Source organism: Virgibacillus sp. NKC19-16, from assembly GCF_021560035.1.
Taxonomy (GTDB): domain Bacteria; phylum Bacillota; class Bacilli; order Bacillales; family Amphibacillaceae; genus Virgibacillus_L; species Virgibacillus_L salidurans.
The window spans coordinates 16,274-40,864 of the sequence record NZ_CP074373.1 but is presented as its reverse complement, the minus strand read 5'-3'; the positions used below and the strand labels follow the sequence as shown (position 1 = coordinate 40,864).

Here is a 24,591-nt window from a genome sequence, read left to right as displayed (position 1 = left end):
AATACCTCCTTTAAGTTAATTAGCTTTTATAATTAATCATGTATTTCTAAAAGATCATCCCCAACAAGCTTTCTTGCCTCTTCCACGATTGGATCAGCTTGATCTTCTTCCTGGGGTTCGCTTTTCTCTTGATTGTTTATATATTCCGTACGTAATGTTGTCCAATCTTTCTCTGGAATTGGAATAATAGTGACATTTTTATCCATTACGCTTGCAAGTACAGATTCAATTGTCTCCTGATTATCTAAAAACAGGGAACAATGGATTTCATATTTAAAAGCCACCACAAGCGCCTGATCGGATGCAGCTGCCGGCTTACTATCCTGAATGGTTGCATGTGCAGGGGCATTTGCCGTTTTTAATTTGCTTAAAAAGTTCGCCCATTGGGACTGTACATTTTTTAAGTTAGGCTTTTCAGCTTGCCTTAGTACGTCACGAATGCGTTCATACGGTATTTTATACCCATTCTTCGTGCCTTTGGATTGTGGCCTTCGCTGTTCACGACGCTGCACAGGTTGCGGACTGTCAACAGGGTTTTCTTTCAGCTTGGTTAGTTCTTTTTCTAATTGGGCTAGTTTATTCGAAAGATTGGTAACTGCCTCGGAATCAACATCGCTTGCCTGAGTCTCCTGCTCATGATAGCGATTGGTAATTGTTATGATGGCAATTTCAATAAACACTTTCGGGCTATTCGTCGATTTAATTTCCTGCTGACACTGATTTAATTGCGTAATCGCATCTTGTATCCAGTCAATCGATACAGATTCAGTCAGCGCATTAAAACTTTCGTCTGCTCGTGCACGTTCCAGTAACCCTTCCAGGGATCGTGCGCTTTTATATAGTAATAAATCACGCATAAAGTATATCAGATCATACACAAAACGTCCCGGATCTTTTCCGCTTTGAATTAATTTGTCCAGGAGCTCTAACGCGTGCTTAACATCTTTCTCATGCATTGCTTTCACAATATCTGTCAAAATTCCCTGCGAAACGCCACCTGTAACCGCTAGTACATCATCTAATTCAACCGTATCTTCACTATATGAAATAGCTTGATCCAAAATGCTTAACGCATCACGCATCCCGCCTTCTGCCGTTAACGCAACGGTTTCCATTGCATCCTGAGAAACGGAAATATCCTCAGCCTCCAGGATAGTGTGCATTCGATCAACAATCGGTTGATTGGAAATCGGCTTAAAATCAAAACGCTGGCATCTGGAAAGAATCGTCAGTGGAATTTTATGCGGTTCCGTTGTTGCTAAAATAAATACGACATGCTTCGGTGGTTCCTCAAGCGTTTTTAACAGCGCATTAAATGCATTCGTCGAGATCATGTGCACTTCATCAATGATATACACTTTATATGGAACAGAGCTCGTGGCATATTTTACATTATCACGTATATCGCGAATATCCTCAACACTCGTGTTGGATGCAGCATCAATTTCAATCACATCTGAAATCGATCCATCCTGAATGCCCAGGCATGCATCACATTCATTACAGGGCTCTTTCACCGGCGAACGCTCACAATTGATTGTTTTTGCAAAAATCTTCGCCGCACTCGTCTTCCCTGTCCCACGCGGACCGGAAAAAAGGTAAGCATGTGAAAACTTCTCCTGCAGAATTGCATTCTGCAAGGTTCGTGTTATATGTGTTTGTCCCACAACGTCAGCAAAGTTCCTCGGCCGCCAGACGCGGTATAACGCTTGATAGCTCATAGTATATTTTCCCCTTTAGGATCTCTATCCAATTATACCTGATTTCAGGGGTAAATGTGAACCTTCAGGAAAAAACATTTGTGAAAGTTTGAGATAATGCCCCTTTTTGGTGGGATTGTTCGATTGTATGGGAAAGGGATACATCGATTAGTTTAAAATTTTCAGACATTTAATGGTAAGAGTGAACTTCTCGAATGACGGCATTTTTCTTCAGTCTTGAAGCGAAGAAATATCCTTCATCTGTCATTCGATCAAAGCGCTCGTAATCTACGTAGCCACGGTCAAACACATACATGGCTTCTTTATCATCAACGAGAACTTCTAATTGATTCCGGTCGTGTTCTTTCGCTGGAGTGATGATCACCTGTTCCGGATAAACCGTATATTTATCCATGAATACCAGCTTTAAATGAAGTTTCGCGCCAGCTTTCGTTTTACGGAACGCTGCCCATTTAAAATTTGTGAGATTTAGGGGCAACGTACTGGAATCAATGACTTTTAATGGCATGGAAGCGTTCGGTTGCTTTTTGTGAAATCCCTTGATCTGACCAACGAGATCCAAAAATATGCTAGCCAGAATCGATGGAGCTACTTCATTATTTTTACGTGACAGCTGGGATGCGCTAATGGAATCAAAGCCAAGCGCTTTCTGGAAGTCATCATCAAGTAATGCATCACTCATTGCCCCTAAACTATCGGTTTCGTGAAGCTGTGCGAAAAGCAAAATTTTGATATAAGCTTTGGTCGTAAGCTTTTTCGTGTAATCATCTAGTCTCAGATTTTCTGCTTGTTCGAAAACTTTTTTAAAATGGATAGGTGAAATCCATTTACTAAACGATGATATTGGTGTATTCTTGTCCATATTAGGTCCTTTATATTGGATTTGGACAGGGAGCCACCCCTCTAAATCCATTATAAAGGTTTTTTTATGCCAAGAACAACGAAAAACTGAATATTCCCATTAATTTTTATTTTTGTATAAAAATAATGCAATGCTAGTGGGTATATGTATTAAAATAAGTCTAACAAATAGATTCATTGTCATGAAGGATGTGGAGAAAATAAGCAATGGTGACGTAACATGGGGGCCCGGAACACTGTACGAGGTACTTGGCAAAAAGGCTGCCATGGACAGCGATGCACGGCGAAAGTATTACTCCCTTACTGACTTGGGAAAGGAATACAGAAGACTGGAATCGCTTGTAAATAATACTTCCGGTGTTATCAGCGAATTGGAGGATAGAGAAGGTGGCAATTAGGAAATTTCGTTTATTTCTTGCTTCAGGGGTGGAAAAAGAAGAGCGCTGGTTGACGGATATGTCTGCCAAAGGATTGCATATGGAAAAATCCAGACTAGGGTTTTATACCTTTGAAGAAGACGAAAGTAAATCTTATGTGTACCAGATTGATTTTCAGCAGGGAGCCAATGAGGATTATTTTCAAGTTTTTAAGGATTTAGGGTGGGAGCCTGTAACTGGTTGGGCTGACATGTTTCAATATTTCCGCACCGAGGCGTCCCAGGAGGGGATTAAAAAAATATACTCGGATCGGGAGTCTGTAATGGAATCATATAAGCGGATGATGCGGGTGTATCTGTTTTTATTTTTCATGCTGATTCTCACACAGTTGCCAATATGGCTTACGTGGGATGGGCACTTCTATCAAGTTGTTGTGATCACCCTCTCCACGCTTGTGATTTTGCTGTATATTTATATGCTGATTGCATTAAAGAGCAAGATTAATCTTTATTGGAGAAATTAAAGGTAGCGGGCAATTAGACTGCTCGCTTCTTTTTTATACTGGTTTAGTTGCTTCATTGATTGGTGGGACCCCCATACTATGGCTGCCGTATACAGCTCTTTTTGGCTATATATTATACAAACAGAAAATCAGCAATATTAACATCTATTTTCAAGTAAAACGCAAAAAAGAAACCTGCATGCTCCTCACACACAGGCTCCCTTCATTTTTACTTACCTATTACGATTTCGGTTGCGGTTGTTGTTTCTGTTGAAGTTGTTATTATTATTCTGTTTATTGTTATCTTGATCCTGATTCACATCATCAAGAAACTCATTGGCAAATTCAACATTGTCTACGTCGTTTTGATTGTTGCGGTTGTTGCGTTCGTTATTACGGTTGTTATTACGATTTCGACGGTTATTTTCGTCCAAAGGTAAGCACTCCCTAGATGTTTTTGTTAAGTGAATTCTAGCAGGCTGAACTCACTTACAAAGCTTATTTTGTCCCCTTTTTTTAAAATAACGCGCTTATTTAGCTGCCAAAATATACCTTAATCGACTACCATTCATAATGTGTGTTTTACAGGAAAAGATATATAAAAACCCTGCCAATACTGCATTGACAGGGTACTAAAAATATGTACGCCGTGCACCCATCGTTGATGTGACGTCCCTATGCGTTACTTAAGTTCATGGCTCTGCCCAGGCTTCCCCGCGGCACACAAGAAACACCACTTACTGCTGCTTCCTTCCGGATCTGACAGAATTCATGGGTTCCTGTTGCGCAGGACCTAAGCGTCAACACCACTTCCTTAAGGCAGGCCATAAAGACGCCTCACCTCAGATGGGAATTCGACCTCGCTATAGCGGATTGCGAGTACAGGGCACCGCTACCTCCCCGTTTAGCACGACATTACTTATTATAACGATTTTTTGGGGAAAATGCAATGATGTTTGGATACAAATTTATGGAAATTTAGCGTTGACTCTATTTATGAAATAGCTTTTAGTTAAGAAGAATCTCGTTTAAATGATCCGCACTTATAATTAAGTGCGGATCATTTAAACAAAGGAAACTTACTTCTTCCTCCTAAGCTCCCTAAAAAACGCCGTCAGCAACTCCCCACATTCCGTTTCCAGCACACCGCGCGTTACCTCCACCTGATGATTAAACCGCTTCTCATTCAGCAAATTCATCAATGTACCCCCACATCCTGCTTTAGGGTCAGGTGCACCGTAGACAACACGTTTTATTCGTGATTGCACAATCGCTCCGGCACACATAGGACAAGGCTCAAGCGTGACGTATAACGTGCAATCCTCCAAGCGCCAGCTGCCGATTTTCCTGTTCGCTTTCTTGATAGCAATCAGCTCGGCATGGGATAGGGTTTCTTGTGAAGTTTCACGTACATTATATCCGCTGGCGATTATTTCACCCTCGTGAACAATCACAGCACCAATCGGCACTTCATTTATCTCACGTGCCTTCTCTGCTTCTTCCATTGCTGCTTGCATACATTTTCCATCCGTCACAGGCGTCACTTCACTTCTTTAAAAGTTTTAAAACATAGAAATAGGAAATAATACATATAGCATTCCTAAAAGGAGAATTCGATGAAACAATCACTTGAAAATACGGCTGTATTATTTGTTGATGTTATTAACGATTTTGATTTTGAAGGTGGGGATGACCTGCTTAAACATACCGACGAAATTTTACCGAGTATGAAAAAATTAAAAGATTTTGCTAAAGACAATGAGCTTCCTATCATCTATATTAATGATCATTATGGTTTGTGGCAAGCAGATTTCAATAAAATTATTGATCGTTGTAAAAATGATCGAAGCAAGCATGTGATAGATGCGCTGAAGCCTGATAAACATGATTATTTTCTCATTAAACCACAGCACTCGGCATTTTTCCAGACACCGCTTCAGTCATTGCTCCGCGATATTGGTAAAACCCATCTGATTATGGCGGGAATTGCCGGTGATATTTGTATCCTGTTCACAGCTAAAGATGCGTATATGTACGGGTTTGATATGCATATCCCGGAAAATTGCATGGCCTCTGAGGAGAAAGAAGGCAGTGAATATGCATTATATTTAATGCGAACGGTAATGGATGCACAGATCGAACCTGTTTAACAGTCATTTTTGGATCACCCTCCTCATAGAGTGTAAGTAGCACTATTTCACTCAAAAAGGAGGGAATTTTTTTGCAAATATATGTTGTAGAGCCAGGGGATACGTTAAATGCGATCGCAACTACATACAATACGACGGTGGATGTTATTATTGATGCAAATGAACTGGATGCACCGAATAATCTTGTTGTTAGGCAGGCACTTGTTATACCGATTATAGGCAATTTTTATTTTGTACAGCCTGGTGACACGCTTTATTCCATCGCTCAAAGCTTTGGTATGTCTTATCAGGAGTTGGCACAAGTCGATAATTTTCCTGTGGATAACACATTGCCGGTTGGCTTTCAATTATACATTCCATCTCAACCAACAAGAGAGATAACATCCAGTGCCTATTTTGAACCTATAGGTGACACCGTTTCCGAAACGCTGGAAAATGCCGCAATGAAAAACGCACCTTATTTAACGTATCTTAACCTTTTTAGCTACAATGTGAATCGTGATGGAACACTCGCGTCACCTCCAATGGGCAACCTGCAACAAATTGCAGACGAAAATAATACGTCACTCATGCTTGTTGTAACCAATTTGGAAGAAGGAGCATTCAGTGCAGAGTTAGGACATATTATCCTCACAGTCCAAGCCGTTCAAAATACATTGCTCGACAGTGTTATCAATATAGCTACTACAGAAGGTTTTACGGATATACATTTTGACTTTGAATTCCTGCCACCAGAGGACGGGGAGGCTTATAATAATTTCCTGCGAAGGGCAAAGCAACGTATCTCTGAAGCTGGCTTGTTGATGTCAACTGCCCTGGCACCGAAAACCAGTGCCGAGCAGGAGGGGGCATGGTATGAGGCCCATGATTACGCAGCACATGGGGAAATTGCTGATTTTGTTGTACTGATGACGTATGAATGGGGGTATAGTTACGGGCCACCAATGGCTGTTTCACCGCTGGATCAGGTACGACAAGTCGTTGAGTATGCATTAACAGAAATGCCTGCTGAGAAAATTTTATTGGGGCAAAATTTATACGGCTATGATTGGACATTGCCATTTGTAGAAGGTGGAGACCCGGCAGAAGCGATTAGCCCGCAACAAGCGATTACACGAGCAAGGGAACAAAATGCAGCGATTGAATTTGATGATACCTCACAAGCGCCATTTTATATGTATCGTGATGCGCAGGGAAATTTGCATGAGGTGTGGTTTGAAGACGCAAGGTCCATTCAGGCCAAATTTGATTTGATTAAGGAGTTAGGCTTGCTCGGGATAGCTTATTGGAAGCTGGGGCTGGCTTTTCCGCAGAACTGGCTGTTGCTTCAGGATAACTTTACGATTACAAAATCGGAATAATATAAAGAGAGCCTCTAGCCATGGTGTATGGTTAGAGGCTCTCTTGTCATTTATTTTAATACATTCAGTGATTCGCGATTAAATGCCGGAATATCATCTGGTTGACGACTTGTTACCAGCTGATTCTGACAAACGGCGACTTCTTGATCTACCAAATTTGCACCGGCGTATTCCATATCCACTTGGATAGATTTAAACCCGGTTGCTTTACGACCTTCTAATGATTTAGCCGTAATTAGCAGCTGTGGACCGTGGCAAATGGCAAGAACTGGTTTTTTATCATCCATGAATTTTTTCGCAAATTTTACGAATCGATCATCTGCACGCAATTGATCCGGTGAAAATCCACCAGGGATAAATAATGCATCAAAATCGTCTGGTTTCACGTCATCGATTCCCTGATCGATGGTAATTGTTTCATCATTTTGCTTTCCTGTTACTTGTTTTCCTTTTTCTTTTTCAATCGTTACAATCTCATGTCCGGCATCCTTAAATGCTTTTACCGGATCAGTATACTCTACATCTTCGAACATGTCTGTAATAACTGTTGCTATTTTTTTAGCCATGTCTAATACACTCCTTTATGGGAATTACATAAATATATATACCCGCTTGCGGAGAATTTAAACATGCTATTTGATTCCCATTAATTCCCGTAATTCATCCTCATTGGCTACTAAGTCTTTAATTGTATACTGATCGAGCACTTGGAAAAATGCAAATAATGCTTTGTTCAGCGCATGTTTCAGTGTACATCCCGGAGAGATCACACAATGGTCGGTTCCTTTATCAAAACATTCCAGTAAATTAAAGTCATTTTCCAGCCGTCGAACGACTAAGCCAACATTAATCTCACTTGCCGGTTTCGCGAGCCGAATGCCGCCCCCTCGTCCTCTAATCGTTTCCAAAAGCTCCATTTTGTTTAACTCAAAAACAATTTTCCCTAGATGATGCTGGGATATGTTGTAAACTTCGGAAATCTCTTTGATACTCGCAAGCTCCCCGTCTCTCTTCATCCCTGTAAAAATTAAAACGCGTAACGCGTAATCGGTATATTTTTTTAATTGCATGTTTATTCTCCTTATAATCTGTGTTCAAAACGTATCATTTTGTGACTTTTTACACAACCTTCTCTACAGTCTTCACAATATTGTAACACAAAAGCCGTTTACACTATTGATACAGTTGCAATATTTCTTATATAATAAAGATGTACACGAAATACATGTTTAACTTTTTTAAAGGAGTGCATTGTTATGACAACGGAAACGACTGTAGGGTTAGACAAAGAAACGAAAGACATCGTGAAAGCAACTGTACCAGTTTTGCAAGAACATGGAGATGCAATAGCGAATCGATTTTATGAACTGATGCTTGCAGCTCATCCTGAATTAAAGAATATTTTCAACCAAACGAATCAAGTAAATGGAGAACAACCGAAAGCGCTTTCCAAAACGGTGTGTGCTGCAGCAATACACATCGACAATTTGGAGGACATTTTACCAGTAGTCAACCAGATTGCCCAGAAGCATAGGAGTCTAAATATCAAGCCGGAGCAATATCAAATTGTCGGGAAATATCTATTATTGGGAATCAAAGATGTGCTGGGAGATGCAGCTACAGATGACATTATTAATGCTTGGGGAAAAGCGTATGGTGCGATAGCAGAAGTGTTTATCAGCGTTGAAAAAGAGATGTATGAAGAAACGCAAAACAAACCTGGGGGCTGGGTAGATTTCCGTAATTTTAAAGTGGTGAAGAAGGTACCAGAGAGTGATGTTATTACGTCATTTTATTTAGAAGCCGCAGATGGAAGGGCCATTCCTGCTTATCAACCGGGACAATATATTACAGTAAAAGCGGAGATTGAGGGAGAACCTTATACGCACCTGCGTCAATATAGCCTATCATGTGCGCCAGGAGAAGGCATGTATCGAATCAGTGTGAAAAGGGAAGATGCCGGGGGGAATAGCCCGGCGGGGGTTGTATCCAATTTCCTGCATAGAGAAATTAATGAGGGAAGCATTTTACCTATTAGTGCACCGTCCGGCGATTTCATGCTTGATCAAGAAGATAGACGACCACTCGTTTTAATGAGTGGTGGTGTGGGGCTAACACCGATGATGAGTATGCTTGAAACAGTAATTAAAGAACAACCTAATCGTGAGGTAGTATTTATCCATGCGGCAAAATCCGGCAGTTTCCATGCGATGAAGGATCGTGTACGTGACATTACTCAAGGTCACGAGCAAGTTACAAGCTATACGGTATATGGCAATCCTTCTGCAGAAGATCACTGTGATAAAGAAGGCCATATTGATTATGAATGGCTAGCAGAAATTCTTCCAACAAATGACGCTGCGTTTTATTTCTGTGGGCCAAAAGGATTCATGCGTACAGCTTATCAAATTCTGCAAAAATATCATGTAGCAGATGCTGATCTTCATTATGAGGTATTTGAGCCGGCGGAGGATATAACTGCGGCTTAGCGTGAGGGGAGGTTTTTGAGGCGGTCGCGGTGCTGCCATTCGGCACTCGTGGCCTTCGATTCGGCTTTCACGGTCGTTCCTTCGGCTTTCTCGGCGCTCGATTCGGCTTTCGCTGCTACACCTCATAAAAAAAGCTCCCTACCCTCACTAAATTACGGTAAATCTGTTTTGGGGTTATATAGCTCGTTGAAGCAGCTCCAATTCCCCGGCCAGTGAGGTCAATATTATCCTCACTCCCGAAATAATAAGCCTGCCAAATGAATTTAGAGCAATAATTTCTTTCGATGTCTGCCAAACTTCTCGTATACGTATACCTCCTAACCTGTTCTATATTCCGTTTCGCCCATTTGGCTGCTTTTCTGGCCATGAAAGCTTCTTTATATCGTAATACCGTCAGCTTTTCTCCCTTTCTATGTCTACTTAGATATATTGGCATACTATCTGAATGCCCATAGCTGCCTCTCCCATTTACATGGTAAATCTTAAAATCCTCTCCAACGATACCTTCATGTCCAACGATAAAGGAGGACAAAGCTAATTTATGCGAGTAGATAACATCGCCAGGCTGCATAAGGATTGTAGTTCCTGGATATATATGAACTGGATCATCTGTCTTATATGTCATACATGTTTTTTCCTTTCAAAATCGAAGCTATCTCTAGCATAAAGAAAAACGTTGGCCTTCGCCAATAAGACGAATGCCAACGCTATACCTTTATTTTTCCAATGTCGACGTATCTCCTGTCGGCAAGCCTAACTCCCATGATTTCAGGAGGCGACGCATAATTTTACCACTGCGCGTTTTAGGAATGCTGTCTGTGATTTCTGTTTCACGTGGTGCTGCATGTGCGCTTAATCCGGTTTTAACAAATTGCCGGATTTCTTCAAGCAGCTCATCCGATTTCTCATAGCCATCATTCAGTGTAACGAATGCTTTAACGATTTCCCCGCGCTCGGGATCCGGTTTCCCAATTACACCAGCCTCTGCAACAGCTGGGTGTTCAAGCAACTTACTTTCCACTTCAAATGGGCCAACGCGCTCACCCGAAGTATTAATCACATCATCCAAGCGGCCCTGGAACCAGAAATAGCCATCTTCATCCTTATAGGCACTATCCCCGGATACATACCATCCATTTATAAAATAGCTTTCAAATTTCTCAGGGCGCTTCCACACGGTACGCATCATCGCTGGCCAACCTTCTTTGATCGCTAAATTCCCCATTTGATTTGGTGGAATTTCATTACCTTCATTATCAACAATAGATGCTTCTATTCCTGGAATTGGTTTACCCATTGATCCTGGGCGAATTTCCTCTGACGGGAGATTTACAATCAGCTGTGCACCTGTTTCAGTCATCCACCATGTATCATGGATACGCAAACCAAATGCTTTTAATCCCCATGTCACAACTTCCGGATTCAGCGGTTCACCTACACTCAATATATGTCTTAAGTGTGACAGGTCATGTCTTTTCACAGCCTCTTCGCCGGCGCTTAAAAGCTTCCTTAATGCTGTCGGTGCGGTATACCATACGGTTACATTAAATTTATCCAGGGTTTCGTACCAGTCATCCGGGGTAAAACGTCCCCCGCGAACAACATTCGTAACCCCTTTTAGCCATGGAGCAAATATGCCATAGCTTGATCCGGTAACCCAGCCAGGATCTGCGGTACACCAATAGATATCGTCTTCTTTGAGATCCAGCACCCACTCAGCAGTAGCATAATGCTGAATCATCGCATTATGCACATGATACACGCCCTTAGGTTTGCCTGTGGAACCGGATGTATAATGAATAATCATACCATCCTCCAGATCAACCCATTCGATCGAAAACTCCGATGATGCCACGTCCATCTCTTTCTTATAATCGATATACCTATCAGAGGTTTCATTGTGATCCCCGACGAGGACAATTTTTTCAAGATCAGGTAAGTCCCCTTGTGGCACTCTACCTAATAGGTCAGGTGTTGTAATAAGTACGCTTGCTGCACTATCCTGCAGGCGATCCCGTACTGCTTGCTCCATAAATGCTTCAAACAGTGGACCGGCAATCGCTCCTACCTTTAATATACCAAAGAAAGCCGCATAGAATTCCGGACTCCTCGGCATGAATAAAAAGATACGATCACCCTTTTTCACATTTTGTTCCTTTAGCACATTAGCAAATTTATTACTTTCTTGCCTAAGTTGCTCAAAGGTTACTTCCTCTTCCCGATCTGGAGATGAATATAATAAAGCAACCTGGTCCTTTTTATTTGGATCGTCGGCATGACGATCTACAGCTTCATAAGCCATATTCACTTTTCCGGTTTCATTCCAGCTGAAATTCTTTTTTACATCATCCCACTTAAATGTTTCACGCATTTTTTCGTAGTTTTGTAGATTATGATTTCCTTCTCTTGCCGGTATCTTTTGAACATCCATCTAATCACCTCAATTTTAAGTTTTGCAATCGATTACAATTCGGAGTAAATTAAATTGTTTAAACATTAAGCTAACTGCTTTCTATTTTAGAACATTTTGTGACATTTTTAAAGTGATTCGGTTTAAATAGTGGGTTTATTTTTTACATTAACCTATTACAAAGACCGCCACTAGTGATTAGGGCGGTCTTAAATAAAATTATTTTTGTTTAGCTTCCTTCCGCTTGTCACTTTCCGAAATGACATATGCGGCTGTTGCATCCCCTGTAATATTTAAGGATGTACGGAGCATATCCAGTATGCGGTCAACACCGACAATCAATGCAATCCCCTCTACTGGTAATCCAATCTGCTGCAGAACCATTGCGAGCATGATTAAGCCTACACTCGGAACTCCTGCTGTTCCAATACTTGCGAGCGTTGCAGTTAATACAACCATAAGAATATCTGTGAACTCTAATGGAATAGCATAGACTTGGGAAATAAACACAGTTGCAACAGCCTGCATAATAGCGGTTCCATCCATATTAATCGTTGCGCCTAATGGCTGAACAAAGCTGCTAATTGATTTTTTCACACCAAGATTCTCCTGAGCAGCTCGCATAGAAATAGGCAACGTAGCACTGGAGCTAGAAGTACTAAATCCTACTGACATGGCAGGGAAAAATCCTTTATAAAATGTGAGCGGGTTTGCTTTTCCAAGCACCCAAATTGCTAAGCTGTACGTAACAGTCGCATGAATAATTAATCCTAAAATTACGGCCACCATATACATTGCCATGGATCCAATTGCATCTAGACCTGCATCGCCAATCGCTGATGCAATCAGTGCAAACGCCCCGTATGGTGCTGTTTTCATAATAATATTAACCAGCCAAATTAAAATTTCATTTGCCTGTTCGAACAACCGATGAATGCCAGCCGTTTTCTCGCCTAGAAAAGCAATTGCAATCCCAATGAATAGTGCAAACGCAATGATCTGCAGCATATCCCCGGAAGCAAGTGCTCCAAATGGGTTATCCGGAATAATATTAATCAGCGTCTCCATGACCGGTGGGGTGGATTCTGCTTCAAATTCCGCGTTTTCTGTGTCAAATGTCCCCGCAGTACCGGGCTCAAGCACATAAGCAACACCAAGCCCAATCACTAATGCAATCGCTGTCGTAACTAAATAAAAACTAATCGTCTGAAACCCGATTTTTCCAAGCTTTGTTGGATCACCTAAACCGGCTGTACCTAAAACGATAGATACAAACACGATTGGCACAACTATCATCATAATGAGGTTTAAAAATATTTGTCCAACCGGTGTTAATACATACGTATCAACAGGCGAAAATACCTCTGATGGTGCAAAGGTAAAACCTATACCAACAATGACCCCTAAAATAAGGGCGATAAGAATTTTTTTTGTAAGACTCATATATTATTTCCTCTCTTGTTGTAATTTGTAGTGGAGCAGTGAATTGAATAATATCTTGTCTGAAAGTAGCCATGCAACTGAATTTGAGTGAATGGCCCCGGCAGGATTCGAACCTGCGACGCATGGTTTAGGAAACCAACGCTCTATCCCCTGAGCTACGGAGCCACATTTTTAGATGTAGTAAGCCTATTATACATAAATGAAGCTTTGTTGAAAAGTGGAAGTTTTTCTCTAATAGAAGATCTCCTTATTCTATGATAAAATGAAATACATCTGTGGCAGATTGACTATTGATTGGAGGAGTATGTATGGCAGAAGTTCCATTTATTGCAATAGAGGGGCCCATTGGTATTGGAAAGACATCCCTTGCAAAAAAACTTTCTGTCCATTTTGATTTTCATTTATTAAAAGAAATCGTCGAGGAAAATCCATTTCTCGGCAAATTTTATGATGATATCGAAGCATGGAGTTTTCAAACGGAAATGTTTTTTTTATGCAATCGTTTCAAGCAATTAGAGGAGATTGAAACAGAATTCCTAAACCAACATAAAGCAGTTATTGCTGATTATCATATATTGAAAAACATGATTTTTGCGAAACGTACATTACAAGCAGATAAATTCGAGAAATACGAGCAGATTTATCATATTTTGACTAGTGACATGCCTGTCCCAAATATGATGATATACATTCACGGGAGCATCGACACGCTAGTTGAACGCGTCCGTCAGCGAGGCAGAGATGTGGAGCAAAACATGAAGCCGTCCTATTTGGCCCAGCTCGCGCGAGACTATGAAGATTACATGAATGAATTTGAAGTCATGCATCCGGACATTCCGGTCATACGGATTAACGGAGATGAGACCGATTTTGTGCATCGTCAAGACGATTTAAACTGTGTGATCGAAGAGGTTCAGACGCAGCTCAAGCGTCATGCAATTCAAGCAAATGATTTATAGAGGAGAACAAGAACAATGAACTTAAGAGAAAAGTACCAAATCCCAAACGACAGCATCATCACAGTAGCCGGTACAGTTGGTGTCGGAAAGTCTACTATGACAGAAGCATTGGCCAATGCATTGCAATTTAAAACATCTCTGGAAAAGGTGGATGCAAACCCTTATTTGGAAAAATTTTATACAGATTTTGAACGATGGAGCTTTCATTTGCAAATTTATTTTTTAGCAGAGCGATTCAAAGAACAAAAGAAAATCTTCGAATATGGCGGCGGGTTCATTCAGGATCGTTCCATTTACGAAGACACAGGCATATTTGCGAAAATGCATTACGATAATGGCACCATGCCAAAGACAGATTATGAAACCTATAAAAATCTATTTGATGCCATGGTGATGACACCCTATTTCCCACATCCGGACCTACTCATCTATTTAGAAGGGACATTTGATGAGATCATAGAGCGTATTCACGAACGCGGACGCGAAATGGAGAAAAACACGCCTATTTCCTACTGGGAAGAAATGTATACACGCTATGAAAATTGGATTAATAATTTCAATGCCTGCCCCATTCTGCGTATTAGTATTTCGGATTATGATTTAATGAAGAAAGAAGGGTCTATTGAGCCGATTTTAGAGAAGATTGGGCATTTTATCCAGCAGTCACGGAGGTGGACGTCGAGGGAAAAGATTAATAACACTACAACTTTATGAAAAAATCAACAGCTGAGAATCCAGTATTGACATGGATTTTGGCTGTTTTTATATCACTTTAACTGCAAAAGTCTGCCCTGTTTTTAGCAAAATGAAAATAATTTGTCCTCTACTAAAATATTAGCAATGAAAAGATTTTAATAAAACTAGTATTCTTAAACAAGATACTTTATTCTTGAATTTTGCATCCCAAAAACACAGAAATAACCACCTGTTTCACCCCCTAAATTCCTTGATATAACTGGTTTTAGACACCCTTTCATTTTAACGTCTTAAGCGGCATTATCCTCTATAAATAATTGGTTTCCTAAAAAAGATGCTTCAAAAGTCCTTTGGTTTTCTTTCGAATACCTTAAAGTCCTGGTCTTTTCCCTTGGCAGGAGATTTTAAAGATTATTATTAAAAACAATATATTGTAAAAAAGATGTAAAATATTGGAAAAAATGTTTTATTTTTGAAATACGTATGTTAATGTGGTTTTGCAATCATGAATAACATAAAAATTCTAAAAAAGGGGAGGTGAGAAAGTGGTTGGGCAATACAGAGTTACCTTATTCTATGTATCAGTTTTAACTATCATTATTAATTCAGTTGAGTCAATGATCGAGAAACTTAAAGATTTAACTTCTTTTCAAGAGAAGGAATACACTCAAGGTAATCCAATAGCGGTTTGGATTACGGTTCTCATCGGTGTACTTGTTGGTGGTCTTACTATTGCAGGGTTGATGTGGGCTTGTAACCAATTTGCAGATGGAAAAGTATTTGAAGGTGAGTTTAACATTCTTGGTGCATCTGTAAGAATTAAATGTGGAGGATAAAGAGAACTATAATTGAAAGCGTTAAGCTTACTTAACGCTTTCAATTTAAATTATTTATAGATGTAGGTGATCTCTTATGATGGAATTTTATCTGGAAGAGAAAAGTTATGGTAAAAATTTTCATATCAGCAATGTTGATATAAAAATCAATCCTGGAGAAGTATTATGCCTTTTGGGACATAATGGGGCAGGGAAGACAACAATAATCAAATCAATTTTCGGTTTAATCAAGTATCAAGGTAATATGAGCATAAACCACAGAAGAATTGATTTATCTAAAGAAGAGGATATAGATTTTTTCAAAAAGCACGTTGCTTATATTCCGGATGAGGTTAATATTTTTCCTTTTTTAACACCAAAGGAAGTGTTTGAATTACTTGCAAATAAAAATAAGGAAACTAACACAAAATTTTTGCAAAAATTAATTGATATATTTGAACTAAATCAATATATCAATGTACCAATCAGCAGCCTTTCTCATGGAAATAAAAAAAAGACACAAATTGTATCATATCTGTTTCGCAAACCAGCCTTTGTGATTTTTGATGAGCCGACAAATGGTTTAGATCCAGATATGACTATAGTTTTACGTAAGGTGATTAAATTATTGAGGCAGCAAAAAATGGGTATTTTGCTCTCTACTCACAATCTCAGTTTTGGCGATGAATTATATGACAAGCTTGTAATTCTACGTAATGGGGTAGTTAAATTAACGGCGAATTTCGAGAACGTGATTAAAACTTATGGAAACGTAGGTCTAGAAGAAGTTTATACGAAAATTAATGAGGATTATTATAAACAGGTGGATGCGATTTTATATGAGTGATTTAAAAAGTCTTATGAAATTAGTTGAACTCAAAAATGCTTCTCAAACTTCTAAAAGAATGATAAAAAGTAATCCCTCATTATTTTTTGCTTGTTTGTTAGCTGTTTTAATAATAGCTGTTTTATATAATATTTTTGTAATTCAATATCTTTATTCCTTTGATTTTAATTTTGAAACCGTGGTATTAAACTTATTTTTAGTTTCTGGCCTTATAGCTTTTTTAATTTCTTTTTTTATTAGAAATAAATTCAAAAACGAAAAGTACGTCACACTTTTTTTCAATATGGAAACAAAAGCACATAATATTGTTCATGCAGGTATCTTTATATATTATGTGACTCATACAATCTTATTAGTTCTGATAGCACTGCCTTTTGTCATACTTCACAACTTGCAGACTGGAAATTTTAATACACTACTTTTTTCAATAAACTTATTTTTGTCTATATCTATAGCCTTTTACTTATCTTTTAATTTATGGGTTATTGCAAGTAAAGTCATATTTTCTTTGTCACGAAATAACGATAAAGATCATTTATTATCAACAACATTTGTTTTTTCAACTTTATTTATTGTATCTGCATTCGTGATTCACTACACGTTAGGAAATGCAATGGAATTTCCTTACCTTTATGCAGTTATTGCATCATTATTCTTGATTTTCAATTTATATGTAGTTAATTGTCTTTCTCTATATTATCTAAGATACTCTTTCCAAACGTTAGTTCCAATAGCATATAGAGAGAAAAAAGTTAAAATTAGCGCACAAGATAATAATTTAATAAAAGAGTTAAAAACGGAGTTATTATCCATAAAAAGAAATGGCGTATTTAAAGAACAAGCTATCGTTTTCATTATATTGTTTATAACAAGCATTGGCCTGTACGTTTATCTCGATATTATGAGATTTGACTTCTTTTTTTCTTATTTAATTAATTTTGGTCTAAAGGAGATTATATTACTTATCTCTTTAGAAATTGGTATAAGCTTTAACTCTTATAAAAAAGCTATTTATCCAAAGAACCTAAAGAAAAGTGTATATTTATATATTCGAATCCTTGCATTGTTAATAATTAATTTTCTTTGTTTTTTTCTTTTTATTACAACAATCTCATTAATAACCAGTTCTCAGGTTTCTTTTGACTGGTATTTGATGATATCCGTTGTTTTTGTCAGTCTTGTTTCATTATTTATTGGATTTGCGTTAAGAATTACTGATTCAAATAAAATTTTGGTGGTCTTAACACTTTTGATTGCTGTTAATCTTTATGATTTTTTTGTATTGCAAATACTAGATCCGATTTGGGTCAGCTATTTAAACATCTGTATATCAGTCATGTTAGTTTTCATTACTGAATTCCTTTATTTAAGAAGGCCTGTATTAAGATGATTCTTTATTTTTCATCACTCATTTCTATAATAATTTTGCATGAGTTGGGTCATATTATCGCGGTTATGTTCTGCAATATTTCTGAAAAGAGACTGATTTTCGATTTCAGAATTTCTGTATCTGCAAAATCTATTAGTATTAATCATAAAAAATTTAAAAACCCCCTTAAGAATGCTATTATTGCAGTGTTTGGACCGATATTTCCGATTATTATATCAGTTTTGCTTAATTGAATCAAATTATGTATCAGTTCTATTTTTGTTATCCCTTTTTAATATTTTATTTTTACACCCATCACTTCCAGACGGTAAAAATTTTGTCAACAATTTTAAAAAAATAAAGGAGTCTAAACAATGAAATACCTGAAAAGCGTTTTTAATGGTTTATCTTTTATGTTTCTTTTTATTTTAGTTATCTTATCTGCACCTATTGTAATGCTTTTATTAGGATATACAGATTTTAAACAAGATCCTAGTTTTTTAGGTTATAATCTCTATGTTATAGAAATCCAAGGAACTAACTTTTCTTCAAGCGCAAATTTTTTAGGCCTCCTGTTCTCTTTTCTTATTGGTGTGATCATTTACTTTCTATTTCAGGCTTTATTCAACCGAAATAAACATCAAAAATGATGCGCACATACAGGGACTGTCCAAGGGCAGGCTTAATTACTCAACACTATGTATATACTTGACAGTAAAAAGTTTTCGAGTATTAAGAAGCCAGCCAAGCGTCCAGTAGTCACATGGATCTTGGCTGTTTTTGTTTCTATTTAACTGCAAAAGTCGGGAGATTGTGAGGTGAGGGACTGGGAAGAATGATTAGATGAGTATTATTTTTGTGGCATAAACTCAAATATAGCACAAACTGGCTTATCACTCTGAAATATTGGGTTTATTCATTAAAACCTGTCATACACTATTTCTTAAATCTCTCTCTTGTATTCACATAAACAAGCATAAATACAACTATGCTTATAAATAATACGAGACCAACGATGAACAACCAACTGATTTCAAGTCCTTCACTAAGTACCCAAAGTACCATACTAAATGATAGAGCAAACATCATTTTTCCCATAAACTTACACAAAGCGACCATATCATATTTTTCTTTTTCTTCTTTAGGCAATGTGTTAAAACCTGCTATTAGGAAGTAGCCTTTTCCAATAGAAAATATAATTCCCAATACGATAAATAAACAAATCATTATAATTGTTCCAATCATTTTTATCCCCTTTGGTAAATGCCTTCGGAAACATCCCCAAAATAATAAATAATGGTGATAGTAAAACACTAAAAATATGCTTTTCTTTATCCCCTTACTAGATTGAAAATTAACTTCCTCACAGTAGGGATAAATCACCCTCACACAAAAGGACCGCTTCAATGTAGCCTTATAAACCTACTGCTTAGAACAACGAACACATGACGACATATAGAAACCTTTCCTTTTTCATTCTCCTCCCAACTCAATCGAGCGAGCTCTTGCACTTCTTACGCATTGTTTAATGGTTTCTTCAAAATTGTACTGATCTAAAGCTTCGATGCCAGCGGCTGTTGTTCCTGCCGGGCTGGTTATTTTGTCTCGTAAGGTGGAAGCCGACTCACCGGAATGTTGGAGCATTTCACCCGCGCCAACGACAGTTTGGATCACAAGCGTGCGAGCGACGTCTGGATCCAGTCCCGCTTCAACAGCTGCTTTTTCCATTGCTTCAACTAAATAATAAATATATGCAGGGCCGCTACCAGAGATGCCTGTTACCGTATGCATGTCAATTTCATCGACAATGGTTGCCGTGCCAATGGTTTGAAAAAGTTCCTCTGCTTGTTGCAGATGTTCATCCGTAGCAAATTTTCCTTTCGAAATAGCTGTTGCAGAATGGCCAATGGTAGCAGAGGTATTTGGCATGGTACGCACCACCGGGGAATCACTTTCGATTAAATCGGAAATATGATCTGTGGAAACTCCGGCAATGACAGAGATAATCAATTGCGTTGGTTTGATATATGCTTTAATGGAGTCAACCGCGTTTTTTAGATCATGTGGTTTGGTAGCAAGGATGATAATATCCGCTTCATACGCTACCTTCTCTTTATCCATCATACTCCTAATTTCATATTTCTGTTGAAGCTGTTCTACACGCTTCTGATTTTGTTTATTTGTAACAATAATTTGTTCCTTATCTAGTATCTCGGCCTTTACGATTCCGGAAATAATAGCTTCAGCCATCGATCCTGCACCGATAAAAGCAATTTTCTTATTCATTTGATATCCACCTTTTTGCCAAAAAATAGTCCGTTCATATTAATAATTTACATAAGTATGCTATAAAAGAGCCTTTATTACAATAATTAAGCACGTGATTGTATATAGAAAAAACCGCTACAATGTAGCGGTTTTTTATCTCCAATTGTTATGCGCTAATTAATAAAATGGAGGAGGTAGAGGGATTCGAACCCCCGCGCGGTTTGACCCGCCTGTCGGTTTTCAAGACCGATCCCTTCAGCCGAACTTGGGTATACCTCCGTGACGACAAGAATTAATATATCATGCCTTGTTTTTGTTGTCAATTATTTTCGCCTTATTTTTTTAGAGGTTTTTTTTCACCTTAAAAAGAAGTGTATAGGGTCTTCCCTCTGTATTAAGGCAGCGAGGGACAGACCACTTATAAAATTATTCCCAATTCAATTCTTCTCCACATAAATCGGCGAATTTTTTCATTAATTCTTTAAGGTATTGGTAATCCATTGAAGAGAGTTTACTCACCTCTACACTTTCTAAAATATAGTTATTAAAGTTCCATACTTCCATTTTAAGTGAATCATTATCAGTGACAATAGCTAGCTTATACAATGCCTCCACAATACTATATACAACCGAAATATCATCTTTCCCATAATGTTTTATTTGGTAAAAACTTTTATATAGATAATCTCGGAAACTCTTTTGTTCCATAATCAGTCGTAATTGCCCATCATTATCGGAGTAATACGTGACCGGGCGATAGTTCCCAGCTAGTTCGGTTAGCAACCCACCAATCCGATTGATACTATTTATTGCCGTGTTTGGATCGTTCATACTAGTTGATAAAGCTTTTACGGCAATTTCCACTAGCTTTTCCATGGAAAACTCAATATCCTGAAGATCTGTACGTTCATCTCCAATAGCTAAAAACTGATCATGTTCCTTTACCTCATAGTTTATGTCGCTAAATGCCCAAAAGTAAAAGACTGGCATCCCTTTAGGCACATAATCTCCAACTTGGAAATTAGCTTCTAAAACCAAATGATTTGTAGTGGCCCAGTTAATTAAATAATTATAGTCTATCTTTTGAATGTAGCCAGAGCGGCTTGCATAAATCGTTTGTCTGTCTTCTTCCCTGATGCTTTCAATTTGCGAATGGTCCCAATGTTGATGTTCTCCATACGCTCTTTCTGCAAAAGCTTCTCTAATTATTTTCGACGTATCATTACGAATCGTCCCAATTAAGAAATTCACTTGCACCCAATGAGCCGCATAATGAATGAAAAGGATAAAAAAACCCAGCGAAGTAATTGCAATAATTACAGTGAAAAAGGGACTCAGCAACTCTTTTTGATTATTATCTGTTAATAACCATAAGTTAATTAGAACAAAGATGAAACCAAATGTGTAAACACCTAGCACGTGCTGCGTAATTTTACTCCGCATAAAGTCCTGCAGGGCACGAGGTGAAAACTGCGATGAATATGTCGTTAATACGACCATAATGGTTGAAAAGCTTATCGTTGTCATCGTCAACGTGGCTGTAATTAAAGCAGCATAAAGGTTCTTAGCTATACTCTGACCTGTAAGGAAAATGTTCGGGATGCTATCTGATACTTGAGGGACTAACCAACTATCAATGGCTGTAACTACGCCCACTGCGATTATAGAACATATTCCATAAACAAGTGGGAGAAACCAAAGGCTATCCCGAACACGAAACCAAAATGTGGCATGATTCATTTTTAGCCTTCTTTCTACTATATACACTAATATTCCTGATCATATTACTGGAAAAACCATAAATTTATTCTACAAATATTTAAATTTATATTTTTCCCATTCCGAGGGGATCTATTTAAGATTAAGCAGGCGGTTAAAATAGTCAAAATAATGCTTACGGATGGAGTGAGTGAAGAGTTTATATCCAAGTATACAAATCTTTCAATCGATGAAGTTAGACAACTAAAGCTTACTGTTAATAAAGAGAAAGGTTAAAATATCCTCCTCATCTAATATGAGGTCTGTCCCTCACTACTTTTGCACGTTAGTAGCGAGGAACAGACCCCTCCTTATCTTATTACATCCTTCCCGCCCATATAACCACGCAACACCTCAGGAACTACCACAGACCCATCTTCCTGCTGGTAATTTTCCAAGATAGCTGCAACGGTGCGACCGATGGCAAGTCCGGATCCATTAAGTGTATGCACAAATTCCGGTTTTCCTTTTGTATCTCTTCGGAAACGGATGCCTGCACGTCTTGCTTGGAAAGCTTCAAAATTAGAGCAGGAAGAAATTTCACGGTACGTATCCTGGCTAGGGATCCATACTTCAATATCGTATTTTTTCGCTGCGGTAAATCCTAAATCCCCTGTACACATGCTCATCACGCGGTATGGCAGATTCAACAGCTGCAATACTTTTTCCGCATTCCCGGTTAGCGTCTCTAATGTTTCATAAGAATCCTCAGGTTTTGTAAAATGGACTAGCTCGACCTTATTAAATTGATGCTGACGGATTAACCCTCGAGTATCACGGCCGGCAGATCCCGCTTCTGAACGAAAGTTTGTACTGAACGCGACATACTTCTTCGGCAAGGAATCTGAGGATAAAATTTCCTCACGATGATAATTCGTTACAGGAACCTCTGCTGTTGGGACTAAAAAGTAATCCCAATCCGCAATATGAAAGGCATCTTCTTCAAATTTTGGCAGTTGACCGGTACCTGTCAAGCTTGCGCGGTTTACCATATATGGTGGCAGCATTTCCACGTATCCATGTTCATCTGCATGCAGGTCCATCATGAAATTTAAAAGCGCACGCTCCAGTCTTGCACCAAGCCCTTTATAAAAAACAAATCGGCTCCCCGTAACTTTCGCAGCTGCTTCAAAATCCAATATATCCAAATTTGTCGCAATATCCCAATGAGCCTGTTTCTCAAAAGATAACGCCGGATGGTCTCCCCATGTACGCACCTCTATATTGTCGTCCTCATCCTCTCCAATCGGTACACTTGCATGTGGAATATTAGGGATGGAAAGCATGATAGAATCTAATTGTTCTTCAACTTCCTTCAGATCTTTATCAAGCGTGGAAATTTGCTCGCCAACCTCACGCATTTCCTTGATCGCCGGTTCTGCATCCTTTTTCTCTTTTTTTAAAGCTGAAATCTGCTTAGACGCTTCGTTACGTCTTGCTTTTAGTTTTTCTGTTTCAGCAATTAACCCGCGACGATTTTCATCAAGTTCCCCAAACTTATCCAATGCAGATAAATCCTCACCTCGGCGGGAAAGCTTTTCCTTTACATCTTCAAAATTATTCCGCAAAAATTTCATATCCAACATGTTAACTGCCTCCTGTTAAGGGGTCTGTCCCTCGTTAGATTAACGCATTAGCGTAGTGGGAGGACAGACCCCCCCTAATAAAATACAAAAGACTCCCGCCCCTAAAAATAGGGACGGGAGTCTCATACCCGCGTTGCCACCCTTGTTGAAGAGATGTACTCTTCCGGCTCTCGTGTGTAACGGTACGTAACCGGGTTTACTTAGGGTGGCCGATGCAGACGCAAACAAGCCATTTTTCATAAACCAGTTCAAGGATGGATTCGCAGTATACTTACATCGATTTCCACCAACCATCGATTCTCTAGAGAAAGATATACTGTTACTCGTTCCTATCAGCACTTTTAAAGAACTTATATTATGTTATATCATAGTCAATTTTTTCTTAAGATGCAAGTGTTTGTATAGATTCTTCCACCATATCCACAAAATATGCAATAAAACGATTATCATCTGTCAACTCCGGATGGAATGCTGTACAAATGTAATGTCCCTGTTTCACTGCCACAATCTGTCCCGCGTAAGTTGCAAGAATTTCTGCTTCAGGGCCAATTTCCGTAACATAGGGAGCGCGAATAAATATAGCATTAAAATCATCCGCAACACCTGCAATCTCAAGCTCAGCTTCAAAGCTTGCCACTTGGCGCCCGAATGCATTCCGAGCAACCTTTATATCCATTAAGCTTAAATGCGCGTCCTCCTGGCCTTCAATTTCACTTCCCATTAAAATCAGACCAGCACAGGTACCAAATACAGGCTTTCCCTGCTTGCCAAATTCTAGAATCGCTGCTTGAAAACCATAGCTATCAATTAAACGGCGCATCGTTGTGCTTTCACCGCCTGGCAAAATCAATCCATCAATGTCCTCAAGTTGTTCCTTGCGCTTTATCTCCATGGCTTTGGCTCCACAAGCTTCAATCGACCGAATATGTTCACGAACTGCACCCTGCAGGGAAAGTACACCAATTGTTACCATACTATT

Annotated in this window: 23 protein-coding genes, 2 tRNA genes, 1 other RNA gene, 1 pseudogene and 1 other annotated feature; of the genes and pseudogenes, 11 read left to right on the top strand and 16 right to left on the bottom strand. The window is 38.8% G+C overall.

Going from position 1 to position 24,591, the window contains the following annotated elements:
* Positions 1-32 precede the first annotated feature (32 nt).
* Entirely contained in the window at positions 33-1,721 is a 1,689-nt protein-coding gene (gene dnaX, locus KFZ58_RS00195; RefSeq protein ID WP_235792896.1) for a DNA polymerase III subunit gamma/tau, read from the bottom strand.
* A 175-nt stretch (positions 1,722-1,896) separates the two neighbouring features.
* Positions 1,897-2,583 (bottom strand): annotated as a pseudogene (locus KFZ58_RS00190) (IS4 family transposase); the annotation flags it as partial.
* A gap of 181 nt (positions 2,584-2,764) precedes the next feature.
* Here KFZ58_RS00190 and KFZ58_RS00185 point away from each other — a divergent pair.
* The gene (locus KFZ58_RS00185; protein ID WP_235792895.1) at positions 2,765-2,980 is read left to right on the top strand and encodes a helix-turn-helix domain-containing protein; all 216 of its coding nucleotides are present in this window, start codon (positions 2,765-2,767) and stop codon (positions 2,978-2,980) included.
* A complete protein-coding gene (locus tag KFZ58_RS00180; protein ID WP_235792894.1) occupies positions 2,970-3,482 on the top strand; it encodes a DUF2812 domain-containing protein in 513 nt (170 codons plus the stop codon). Before KFZ58_RS00185 ends, KFZ58_RS00180 begins: the two co-directional genes overlap by 11 nt.
* Before the next feature lie 626 nt (positions 3,483-4,108).
* On the opposite strand, the gene ffs is transcribed toward KFZ58_RS00180, so the two are convergent.
* Together ffs and tadA are read right to left on the bottom strand one after the other, a co-directional pair.
* Positions 4,109-4,374, bottom strand: an RNA gene (gene ffs, locus KFZ58_RS00175) — signal recognition particle sRNA large type.
* Positions 4,375-4,540: 166 nt separating this feature from the next.
* On the bottom strand, positions 4,541-4,978 hold the full coding sequence (tadA, locus tag KFZ58_RS00170) for a tRNA adenosine(34) deaminase TadA (protein ID WP_235794622.1): 438 nt from the start codon (positions 4,976-4,978) through the stop codon (positions 4,541-4,543).
* 99 nt (positions 4,979-5,077) lie between these two features.
* Here tadA and KFZ58_RS00165 point away from each other — a divergent pair, with 99 nt between their 5' ends.
* Positions 5,078-5,611 carry a cysteine hydrolase family protein gene (locus KFZ58_RS00165; protein WP_235792893.1) on the top strand — a complete coding sequence of 178 codons (534 nt, stop codon included), beginning with the start codon at positions 5,078-5,080 and terminating at the stop codon, positions 5,609-5,611.
* 71 nt (positions 5,612-5,682) lie between these two features.
* Positions 5,683-6,972: a glycoside hydrolase family 18 protein gene (locus KFZ58_RS00160; RefSeq protein ID WP_235792892.1), complete on the top strand. Its 1,290-nt coding sequence runs from the start codon at positions 5,683-5,685 to the stop codon at positions 6,970-6,972.
* A gap of 50 nt (positions 6,973-7,022) precedes the next feature.
* On the opposite strand, the gene KFZ58_RS00155 is transcribed toward KFZ58_RS00160, so the two are convergent.
* Positions 7,023-7,538, bottom strand: coding sequence for a type 1 glutamine amidotransferase domain-containing protein (locus KFZ58_RS00155; RefSeq protein WP_235792891.1), 516 nt, complete (start codon positions 7,536-7,538; stop codon positions 7,023-7,025).
* A gap of 66 nt (positions 7,539-7,604) precedes the next feature.
* On the bottom strand, positions 7,605-8,042 hold the full coding sequence (locus tag KFZ58_RS00150) for an Rrf2 family transcriptional regulator (protein ID WP_235792890.1): 438 nt from the start codon (positions 8,040-8,042) through the stop codon (positions 7,605-7,607).
* A gap of 186 nt (positions 8,043-8,228) precedes the next feature.
* On the opposite strand from KFZ58_RS00150, the gene hmpA reads away from it, so the two are divergent.
* Positions 8,229-9,461: an NO-inducible flavohemoprotein gene (gene hmpA / locus KFZ58_RS00145; protein ID WP_235792889.1), complete on the top strand. Its 1,233-nt coding sequence runs from the start codon at positions 8,229-8,231 to the stop codon at positions 9,459-9,461.
* 115 nt (positions 9,462-9,576) lie between these two features.
* Here the strand turns inward: hmpA and KFZ58_RS00140 are convergent, their stop codons facing one another.
* From KFZ58_RS00140 to KFZ58_RS00125, 4 genes are all read right to left on the bottom strand, one after another.
* Positions 9,577-10,086 carry a C40 family peptidase gene (locus KFZ58_RS00140; RefSeq protein WP_235792888.1) on the bottom strand — a complete coding sequence of 170 codons (510 nt, stop codon included), beginning with the start codon at positions 10,084-10,086 and terminating at the stop codon, positions 9,577-9,579.
* A gap of 90 nt (positions 10,087-10,176) precedes the next feature.
* Positions 10,177-11,892: an acetate--CoA ligase gene (gene acsA, locus KFZ58_RS00135; RefSeq protein ID WP_235792887.1), complete on the bottom strand. Its 1,716-nt coding sequence runs from the start codon at positions 11,890-11,892 to the stop codon at positions 10,177-10,179.
* Between the two features lie 198 nt (positions 11,893-12,090).
* The gene (locus KFZ58_RS00130; protein ID WP_235792886.1) at positions 12,091-13,314 is read right to left on the bottom strand and encodes a dicarboxylate/amino acid:cation symporter; all 1,224 of its coding nucleotides are present in this window, start codon (positions 13,312-13,314) and stop codon (positions 12,091-12,093) included.
* Between the two features lie 92 nt (positions 13,315-13,406).
* Positions 13,407-13,479: transfer RNA gene (locus KFZ58_RS00125), tRNA-Arg, on the bottom strand.
* A 143-nt stretch (positions 13,480-13,622) separates the two neighbouring features.
* On the opposite strand from KFZ58_RS00125, the gene KFZ58_RS00120 reads away from it, so the two are divergent.
* The 6 genes from KFZ58_RS00120 to KFZ58_RS00095 all read left to right on the top strand — a co-directional run bounded on the left by KFZ58_RS00120 (position 13,623) and on the right by KFZ58_RS00095 (position 18,650).
* Positions 13,623-14,273, top strand: a complete 651-nt coding sequence (locus KFZ58_RS00120) for a deoxynucleoside kinase (protein WP_235792885.1) — start codon at positions 13,623-13,625, stop codon at positions 14,271-14,273.
* Between the two features lie 15 nt (positions 14,274-14,288).
* Positions 14,289-14,987, top strand: a complete 699-nt coding sequence (locus KFZ58_RS00115; RefSeq protein ID WP_235792884.1) for a deoxynucleoside kinase — start codon at positions 14,289-14,291, stop codon at positions 14,985-14,987.
* A 599-nt stretch (positions 14,988-15,586) separates the two neighbouring features.
* Positions 15,587-15,805: a hypothetical protein gene (locus tag KFZ58_RS00110; RefSeq protein ID WP_235792883.1), complete on the top strand. Its 219-nt coding sequence runs from the start codon at positions 15,587-15,589 to the stop codon at positions 15,803-15,805.
* Positions 15,806-15,881: 76 nt separating this feature from the next.
* Positions 15,882-16,631 carry an ABC transporter ATP-binding protein gene (locus KFZ58_RS00105; RefSeq protein ID WP_235792882.1) on the top strand — a complete coding sequence of 250 codons (750 nt, stop codon included), beginning with the start codon at positions 15,882-15,884 and terminating at the stop codon, positions 16,629-16,631.
* Positions 16,624-18,021: a hypothetical protein gene (locus tag KFZ58_RS00100; RefSeq protein ID WP_235792881.1), complete on the top strand. Its 1,398-nt coding sequence runs from the start codon at positions 16,624-16,626 to the stop codon at positions 18,019-18,021. The genes KFZ58_RS00105 and KFZ58_RS00100 overlap by 8 nt, the downstream gene beginning before the upstream one ends.
* Positions 18,022-18,374: 353 nt before the next feature.
* Positions 18,375-18,650, top strand: coding sequence for a hypothetical protein (locus KFZ58_RS00095; RefSeq protein WP_235792880.1), 276 nt, complete (start codon positions 18,375-18,377; stop codon positions 18,648-18,650).
* A gap of 286 nt (positions 18,651-18,936) precedes the next feature.
* On the opposite strand, the gene KFZ58_RS00090 is transcribed toward KFZ58_RS00095, so the two are convergent.
* The 6 genes from KFZ58_RS00090 to pdxT form a co-directional block, all read right to left on the bottom strand.
* Positions 18,937-19,245: a DUF3784 domain-containing protein gene (locus KFZ58_RS00090; RefSeq protein ID WP_235792879.1), complete on the bottom strand. Its 309-nt coding sequence runs from the start codon at positions 19,243-19,245 to the stop codon at positions 18,937-18,939.
* 228 nt (positions 19,246-19,473) lie between these two features.
* Positions 19,474-20,286 (bottom strand): pyrroline-5-carboxylate reductase, encoded by an 813-nt coding sequence (gene proC, locus KFZ58_RS00085; RefSeq protein WP_235792878.1) that lies wholly within the window; start codon positions 20,284-20,286, stop codon positions 19,474-19,476.
* 168 nt (positions 20,287-20,454) lie between these two features.
* Positions 20,455-20,547, bottom strand: a tRNA-Ser gene (locus KFZ58_RS00080).
* Positions 20,548-20,694: 147 nt separating this feature from the next.
* Positions 20,695-22,008, bottom strand: a complete 1,314-nt coding sequence (locus tag KFZ58_RS00075; protein WP_235792877.1) for a DUF2254 domain-containing protein — start codon at positions 22,006-22,008, stop codon at positions 20,695-20,697.
* Positions 22,009-22,337: 329 nt separating this feature from the next.
* Positions 22,338-23,612 (bottom strand): serine--tRNA ligase, encoded by a 1,275-nt coding sequence (serS, locus tag KFZ58_RS00070; protein WP_235792876.1) that lies wholly within the window; start codon positions 23,610-23,612, stop codon positions 22,338-22,340.
* A 106-nt stretch (positions 23,613-23,718) separates the two neighbouring features.
* Positions 23,719-23,957: a binding site (T-box leader), on the bottom strand.
* Positions 23,958-23,994: 37 nt separating this feature from the next.
* Positions 23,995-24,585, bottom strand: a complete 591-nt coding sequence (gene pdxT, locus KFZ58_RS00065) for a pyridoxal 5'-phosphate synthase glutaminase subunit PdxT (protein ID WP_235792875.1) — start codon at positions 24,583-24,585, stop codon at positions 23,995-23,997.
* Positions 24,586-24,591 lie beyond the last annotated feature (6 nt).